The organism is Prosthecobacter vanneervenii (assembly GCF_014203095.1).
GTDB lineage: Bacteria > Verrucomicrobiota > Verrucomicrobiia > Verrucomicrobiales > Verrucomicrobiaceae > Prosthecobacter > Prosthecobacter vanneervenii.
Window position 1 is genome coordinate 20,514 of the sequence record NZ_JACHIG010000022.1, and the last position, 7,825, is coordinate 28,338.

Consider the following 7,825-nt stretch of genomic DNA (forward strand, 5'->3'; position numbering starts at 1 on the left):
CTCTGTAGTCTCACTGGCGCAGGCAACGACGGCATCATTCTTGATGGTCAAGATGCCCGTTTGTCTCTCGGATGAGAGCGTGAAATTCCCTCCCATCACCATTATCGACGTGCCCGTGTTGAGGGCGGGAGGCGCCCTTGATCAAGACTTTGGCTATATCTGCAGTGAGTACATCCCGCCCAGTGCTGCAAAGTGGGCGAAGCCCGGCAATGTAAATATCGCCGTCACTTTCGGGATTGTGATCTCGGCAACGATCGACTCAGCCAACCAAAAACTCACGCTCACGATCGACGCATCAGCTGCTCATAAACCCGAAGGCTCTCCTTACAGTATCAAGCAGGTGGTTGATGCCGTGGAAAAGTGCGTGCGACTGATGGAGCCCCAGATTCTGCCTGCTTACAAAAAGACGGTTGTCCGCAAGCTTGCTGCCCCATAGCAGGGCCTTCCGAATCCTATGCGGCTTTCGCAGTTCGTACGCGGCTGGTGCCCGTTGAGATACCATCTGGGAGGCGCACAGTCCACTGCTTGAGCCTGCCATCGACCACAAGACCTACGATGCCATCGCATGGCGGGCAGTTCGTCGATTCAGCAAGAATGATGAAATCAGGCCCCATGTGTGAGATGTCATGATGCACGCCTCCGATATCAAGAAACATCTCCACAGTGGCGCTGTAGCCGGTCTTCGGCGAGGATGAACGGATGGTGTTTGATTCCATGGAGAAAAAAGCGGTGGCGTATGCCGGGAGCCGTCAGGCAGAGCTGAGCGACAGCCTTGGCTTCGGAGTGGATGGTAGCGTCTGGCTTCTGCACAGCAAGGAACGAATTCAACCTTGGGCGGCCAAGCTTTTCAGGGCGGACAAAGCTTACTGCCGTGAACGGGATTGTTACCTGCGTCTCCGCGAACAAAATGTGGAGAATGTACGTGGCTTCGCTGTTCCGGCGTACTTGCATCACGATGACGCATGGCTCGTGGTCGAAATGACCATTGTGCGCCCTCCTTACCTCCTTGATTTTGCCGGTGCACTGCTGGACGAACCTTTCGATTTCCACGAGGAAACTTGGGAGGCATGGGAAATGGATCGCATGGAAAAATTCGAAGACCGTTGGCCTGAGGTAAAGAAAGTTATGATCGAACTTGAATATCACGGCATCTTTCTCTCCGACCTGCACCCGGGTAACATTGCCTTTGAATAGGCATAAAATGAGCGTGCTTCGTAGCTTGGTGCTCCTTGCATTCCCCCCACTCCCACCTTTGATGGCGGTCTAACTTTGAACTGAACGACACACATCATGGGCGCACAATGGAAACAGAAATGGCGGGAAATGGCCGCAGACCAAAAGGGCAAGATCACGGGCAAGCTGGTGCGTGAAATCCAGGTGGCGGCCAAGCTGGGTGGGCCGCACCCCGAGTACAACGCCCGTCTGGCCGCTGCGGTGGCCAATGCCAAGAAGCAGAGCGTGACACGGGACACCATCGAGCGCGCCATCGCCAAGGGCTCGGGCACCGGGCCGGATGCCGTGCAGTATGAGACGACGGTTTATGAAGGATTCACCCCGCACCGCGTGCCGGTGGTGGTGGAATGCCTGACGGACAACAACAACCGCACCTCCTCGGAAATCCGCGTGCTCTTCCGCGCTGGCAGCATGGGCAAGGTGCAGTGGATGTTTGACCACGTGGGCATGGTCGAGGCGCATCACGCGGACAAGACTTTGGACATCGAAGTGGCCGCGCTGGAGGCCGAGGCGGAGAATGTGGAGCCTATGGAAGTCGAGGACGAGGAAGCCGCAGGCCACATCGGTGCGCGTTTCTTCACCCAGACGACGACGCTGGACGCCGTGACGAAGGCCCTCAAAGCCGCTGGCTGGCAGGTGACCACCTCCGAAATGAGCTACGTGCCCAAGGAGTACCCCGAAGTGACCGACGAGCAGCGCGATGAGATCACGAGCTTCCTGCAGGCGCTGGACGGGCATGATGATGTGCACCGGGTTTACGCAGCGCTGAAATGATGACCCCCGAATGTCAAAGCCCGAAGTTCGCATGGGGGCGGTATCGGCTCCTTCCGCGCGCTTTTAGGGCTTCGTCATTCTGGGTTCTGCCCGCCGTGCTCCTGCTCTGCGGATGCGACAAAAAAAAGACTGCGCCCGCGCCCAAGACGGAGACTCCCGTCGTCATACAACCCACACTGCTTACCGAATCAGAAAAGCTTGGGCTGGCGGCGCGTGTGGCGGGAGATGTGGAGTGTTGCCTCAGCAGCGTGCACTGGAAGCAGCATATGGAGGCGTTGCAGGCCTCCCAGTGGTGGCGTCAGGTGCAGACTTTTCTGGAGGATAAAACCCCGGCTGCGGTCAAGACCAGCGGCATGAGCGTGGACGACTTCTTTCTGGCCTTTGGCAAAGACAGCTCCAAAAGCCTGCTTCTGCTGAGGCAGCTAAACGATCTCTACAACGAGACCTCCTATCGCGGCATGATGAGCGGTGGTGTGCTATCGGGGCTGGGCACGAGCTTTGACGTCAAAAAGCTCATGGACGTGGCGCTGCGCGATCCCGAAGTGCTGGAGGCTCTGATCCTGCTGCTGGAGCGTTTTGAGATGCCGCCGGTGATGATCGGCGTGGCCTCGCCAGAGCCTGAGAAGGCGCTGCATCAAATGAGTGAGATGCTGCATCTGGCGGACTGGCTGGGAGATGCACCGCAGTCGCGTATCGTTACCGCTCAGGGAGAGAAGATCACGGTCAATGAGATCGCCATGGATCAGTTGCTGACCAAGGACCGGCGGTATGAATGGCTGGCAGCCCTGACCAAGGCGGCGCCGGAGATCACGCCGGAGATGAAGGACCGCATCGCGCGCGGGCTGGAGGTTCTGGCGCGCAAGAAATGGGTGCTGGCCCTGGGGCTGGGCCCGCAGCGTGTGTTTGTGGGCGTGGGTCGTTCGAAAGACCAGATCCGTCTGGCCAATGGCGTGGAGGACTCCCTGCTGGCACGGCCGGAGATGCGCTTGCTGGATGCCCATGCCGAGAAGCGCCTCGGCCTCATCGCGTGCTGGGAGGGAGCATTTCTTGATGCGGTGCATTCGGACCATCCTTTCCAGCCGATCATCCGTGGTGCGCTGGCTGGATTGCAGAAAGAAAAGGTGTTTGAAGCTGCGGTGCGTGCCCTGGAGCCGGAGGCCATCGCACTGACTGCGGCGGAGCGTACTTATTATCACAAGGAGCACAGCACAGGTGCTGCCGCTGTCTGGTGGGATGGCGGCCTGCAGATGGATGCGGTGGGTGGTATGTCTGCCAAAGACACCGAGATGCTGGCGCAGCCCACGCAGTTTGCCGCGCTGCTGGACGAGCCTCAGCTCGTTTTTGGCTTGAGCGGCCAGGGCACGGCCACAGGTGCCGGTCGTGCTTACTTCGAAGCGTGGATGCATGCCCTGCATACCACGGCGCATGAGCTGGTCAAAGCGGGTGTGGGTGGCGAGCAGTCGGCGCAGATCTACAAGCTGGTGGATCAGGCCGTGCTGCCATCTGTCATCGGCATCTATGACAGCACGAAGACGATCTGGCAGAAAGGGCTGGGGATGGATGGCGCCATCCTGCTGGATGTAGGCGGCAAGATGCCTGCGCTGCCGGGCCTGCCGCCGGGCGGTGAAGCCGTGCCGCTGCCGCGCTTTGCCTCAGTGCATGAAATGAAGAACCGCGCACTCATCGGTGTTGCCTGGCAGAACATCGAGACCTCCCTGCAGCAGCTCATCAAAAGTTCGCCCATACCTCTCCCCATCCAGCTGCCCGCCGTCACCGTGAAGCGCAGCGGCGACCTGACGAGCTACAGCTATGAGATGCCGTTTGATTCACGCGAGCTGGCCCCGGTCGTGTCATTGAATGACAAGCTCTTCATGCTGGGCTCATCCCGCGTACAACAGGCGCACCTCGCGGAGCTGCTCTCAAAGCCCGGCGTATCATCTGCCACGGGTATGCGGATAAAGCTGAACTTTGCCAAACTGCGCGAGTTTCTGAAAGCCTTTGCCTCTGCACGCGCGCAGAATGACGGTGATGAGGGGCTGAAAGCAGCGCTGAAATGGCTGGAGCCTGTCGAGGCTCTGGACATGCACCAGTGGAGTGAGCAGGGCGTGGGTAGATCACGGGCCTCGTGGAAGGTGCATGATGTGCTGAGCTATGATTGACGAGTACCGAGCCAAAAGCATCTGACCCCGGATTCCCCGATTATATGGCCGACCCACTCATCTATTTGCGACAGCGTAACAACTCACGATTGGCCTCCAAGTATGCCAACAACAAAGGATGAACCTCAGAAAATGAAAGGTCATTCCAGCGACTAAAAAGCCCTCTGGAACTACTATCAATTCCATCATTCTCTAACATCTCCTCTACTGCCCGCCCCTCTGGATAGTCCTGGCACTCATCGAGGCTGTTCACTCCGAGTTCTCTTGCGCGCTTTCGCGTCAATCCTGCCTTCTCGAATATTCCCTCCACCTCAAGCAATAACTTCAAGCTCAATTCAGCACCCACTACTTTGGCCGCATCAGTGGCTCGATAGAGTCCTTCGAATCCTCGATCATCGCCAGCGTACAAGTATCCATCAAATCCGTCATTCCCGGTTCCGGAAACAAGATCCCATAGCGCGAATACAGCTTGTTCGACTGGCAGCAATTGGCAACCTTCGAGGTGTCCGTGAAGCTCTACCAAAATCGCCCGATTTGGATCTTTTGTACCAATATCCAGAAGTTCATCAATGTCGTAGCTTGGCGATGGAAGGTTATTGTTCACAAATGCACAGTATCCATCATTCATTTCGCCATTGCAACGGGCCTGATTTAGCAAGCTACCCCAGAGTGCGGGAATTGAGCCAGGTATATCGCACAATGGTGCCTCATAAGCGGCGTGATATGGAACCGCACATCCTATCACTTGGATGGCGGCGACACCGGCTTCGGCTCGGGCTGCGGGCGCCAGGTGAGCTGGCCGTTTGCATTCATGAGGTAGAGCACCGGTACGGCCTTGCCCTTTGGGCCTTCTGGCATGAAACGACCTTCGGCGTCGAAGTTTGAAATGCGCGAATCTGCATAGCGGATCCAGCCTTGCAGCTCACCAGATTCAGGATCGTAGCGGTACACATCTCGCCATACTTTGGGGGTGGTGAGGCGTGGGTTCACATACGCGGGTGCGGTGGAGCGCTCCAGGACGTCGGCAAAAAGCACCTGGCTGACCAGTGTGAGATTCAGTCCGCGCAGCATGTAGCGCTCTCCGAGGGAGAGCTTGTCTGGTGAAGACACCGTGTCCACCTGCCCAGAGGCCTGCTCCAGCAGCACTCCTTGTGTGATGAGGTGATGCAGTTCCGCACGCACATCGGCCACTGCCGTGGATTTGGGCGAGGCGGCCGCGAGTGCATCCAGTTCCCGCTTTGAGCTGAGGTAGAGCTGATGAAAATTGCCGATGGCATCGATCACCTTCTCGATGGTGGCGCGTACTGTCAGGTCCGACTTTTCCGCCACAGGGGTTTTCAGCGCCTCGCGAATGCTTTCCTGCAGCATCTTGCGCAACTGTGCGGCCAGATCCTTGCGCGTGGCGTCATTTTCCAGCGAGGTCAGGGCGTCCAGCTTGGGCTTCAGCTTGAGATACTGCCGCTGCAGGCCGCTGCGTTCAGCATCGGAGAGGATCTGATCCAGCAGCCGGCTGCGGAGGTTGGTGTCCCTGAGGCTGAAAGCGAGCAGGATCTTCACCCACCGTGTGTCCGTGTCCGTGGCGGGCAGTCCAAAGTCGGGGTTATGCGTCTGGTATTGGATTTCAGACACGCGGCCCTTCTCATCGTAAAAGTGCATCTCGCTGGGCAGCATGTAAAAGCTGATGATGGCCGGCGCGCTGACGCTACCGCCGTTGTCGGCAAATATGCCGATGTCGATGCGATGACTGCGAATACCCGTGGCGGTGGTTATGGGCGGGGCCCAACGCACGCGCAGGCGCATCACATCTCCGCCGGGCTGGCTCTCCAGCTGCACAAAGCGTGGGTCTCCCTGCAGCAGCGCGGCGCGCATCTTCAGCGGCGCTTTCATGAGGTTGAAGGTCTTGTCAAAACTGATGAGCATGCCGTGCTCGGCCTCATTGCCGCGCAGGATGCGCGCGATGGACACAGGCGAGTCCGAGAGCTGCCACGGGTGCGGGTTGGGCAGCTCAAAGAAGTTCTTTCCCTGCTCGATCTTGGTTTCCTCGATCACGCGCAGCAGCACCAGAGGCGGGATCTTTTCCGGCGTCATCTCATGCGCGATGTTCACCATCTTTTCCTCGTCGATCAGCGAGCCATCAAAGACGGGTGGGTGAGCCTTGCCGGTGTAGTAGTCCTCAGGCTTCTCCACGGCCTTGTAGGCGCGGCGGAAGATGGACTGCAGCGTGGACGCGAGCAGATGCTTTTCGATCAGCAGCTTCTGTGTGTCCGGCGGAAAAGCTGCTGTGGTGGAGAGCAGCGCGCGGAGAAAGGGCTGGTCGGTGAATGACGAGCCCTGGGAGATGAGCAGGCAGGGCGTGTTCAGCGGCAGGAGATCGCCGTAGCCGCCACCGCCTGCGCCGTTGCCGCCGATGTCGTAGTCCTGGTGCTCGGGATAAATGAAGAGGTTGTTGGAGAGATACTGCTGCGCCAGGAAGCGGTTCCCAGCGGGGTCCATCATGTAGATGCGCGGCAGGCAGCCCAGCTGCGTGGCGGCGGAGGCCATGGAGCAATTTCCCAGCAGCGGCACGCTGCGCACCTGCGTGGCCGCGCCGGTGTCCCCTGCCCTGGCTGGAAACACCTGAAGCTGCGGGTACTGGTCCGTGTGCAACGGTGAGTGCTGGCCATCGCGGTTTTCATACGTGATGGCTTGCAGCCCTGTGGCGGTGCCTTTGGCAAACCAGTCATTGATCATGACGGCCACCTTGTCAGTGCGGAGAGTCACCGGCTGCGCAGAGACGGCGGATGCACCGAACGTCAGAAACGCCAGGAGGCTCAGGCAGGCCGTGGGTGGATGCAGCACGTGCGCATTGTCACAGCGGCGGCGCACTTCGCAAAAGGAATGTGCTGTGGCCAGGGTTTTATGGCGGGCTGTTTGTGCTAGGATGAAATGAAAGTGGAAACCCGTGGCATCAGGAAGATGCCGATTGAATCCGTCGCATGAAGAAGGCAAAGTGAGTCGTAGCAATTTGCGAATACGACCAAACCATGCGCTGCCCATGTTGGGAGTACCACTTCACCATGATTTACAAGTGCCGAACCTGTAAGCATACCGAAGGACGGGGATTTCTGCCTGGGGTGACGTGCGGACTCATGATTTTCGTCCTGGCGGGTGTGGCTTGGGGCATTTTGATGTCTCTGCTGCACTTTTATGCCCGTTCGCTGGGCTGGTGGTGGCTGGTCGCGGCACCTGCGCTGCTTGTGGCAGCCCTTGCCGGCGCGTGGCTTCTGCATGAATTGCTGGCAGGCATAGAGTGGCTTATGTTTTGTTTTCGTCGCTGCCCTTGCTGTCTTTCCCGACGATGGTCGTGGGGCTTTACCCAGGGCTTTGGTTTATGAGTCAACCGCTGCACATTCATCTGCACCTCCCAGCCTCTGTAAAACATCTGCGTCTCAGTACTCTCATCACCATGGGTTTTCTTTCCTGGATTTTTAGTTCCTGCTCTCCGAAAAATGACACCACAGCCACAGGATGGCGGGAGATTACCTCTGGCATGGAGACTGATGGATTCGTGGATCTGGATTTCACCCTAGGTCGTGTTTGAAAACCTGTCGATTGGCAAATTGGGTGCATCGAGGCAAGAAGACATGTCGATGAAAACCCAACGCTTTGCATGGTGGGAG

8 protein-coding genes are annotated in these 7,825 nt (G+C 58.2%); 5 read left to right on the forward strand and 3 right to left on the reverse strand.

Annotated features, from left to right (window positions below):
- The first annotated feature begins 79 nt into the window (after positions 1-79).
- Entirely contained in the window at positions 80-436 is a 357-nt protein-coding gene (locus tag HNQ65_RS25895) for a hypothetical protein (protein WP_184344667.1), read from the forward strand.
- Between the two features lie 16 nt (positions 437-452).
- Here the strand turns inward: HNQ65_RS25895 and HNQ65_RS25900 are convergent, their stop codons facing one another.
- Positions 453-716, reverse strand: coding sequence for a hypothetical protein (locus HNQ65_RS25900; protein ID WP_184344669.1), 264 nt, complete (start codon positions 714-716; stop codon positions 453-455).
- Here HNQ65_RS25900 and HNQ65_RS25905 point away from each other — a divergent pair.
- The 3 genes from HNQ65_RS25905 to HNQ65_RS25915 all read left to right on the forward strand — a co-directional run bounded on the left by HNQ65_RS25905 (position 715) and on the right by HNQ65_RS25915 (position 4,166).
- The gene (locus HNQ65_RS25905) at positions 715-1,194 is read left to right on the forward strand and encodes a hypothetical protein (RefSeq protein ID WP_184344671.1); all 480 of its coding nucleotides are present in this window, start codon (positions 715-717) and stop codon (positions 1,192-1,194) included. The two genes, HNQ65_RS25900 and HNQ65_RS25905, sit on opposite strands and share 2 nt — an antisense overlap.
- 96 nt (positions 1,195-1,290) lie before the next feature.
- Positions 1,291-2,007 (forward strand): YebC/PmpR family DNA-binding transcriptional regulator, encoded by a 717-nt coding sequence (locus tag HNQ65_RS25910; protein WP_184344673.1) that lies wholly within the window; start codon positions 1,291-1,293, stop codon positions 2,005-2,007.
- 95 nt (positions 2,008-2,102) lie between these two features.
- Positions 2,103-4,166, forward strand: a complete 2,064-nt coding sequence (locus HNQ65_RS25915; protein ID WP_184344676.1) for a hypothetical protein — start codon at positions 2,103-2,105, stop codon at positions 4,164-4,166.
- Between the two features lie 61 nt (positions 4,167-4,227).
- Here HNQ65_RS25915 and HNQ65_RS25920 read toward each other — a convergent pair whose 3' ends face one another.
- Positions 4,228-4,794, reverse strand: coding sequence for a DMP19 family protein (locus tag HNQ65_RS25920; RefSeq protein WP_184344678.1), 567 nt, complete (start codon positions 4,792-4,794; stop codon positions 4,228-4,230).
- Positions 4,795-4,907: 113 nt separating this feature from the next.
- Positions 4,908-7,031, reverse strand: a complete 2,124-nt coding sequence (locus HNQ65_RS25925; protein ID WP_184344680.1) for a hypothetical protein — start codon at positions 7,029-7,031, stop codon at positions 4,908-4,910.
- A 263-nt stretch (positions 7,032-7,294) separates the two neighbouring features.
- Between HNQ65_RS25925 and HNQ65_RS25930 the strand changes: the two genes are divergently transcribed.
- On the forward strand, positions 7,295-7,540 hold the full coding sequence (locus HNQ65_RS25930; RefSeq protein WP_184344682.1) for a hypothetical protein: 246 nt from the start codon (positions 7,295-7,297) through the stop codon (positions 7,538-7,540).
- The last annotated feature ends 285 nt before the right edge of the window (positions 7,541-7,825 follow it).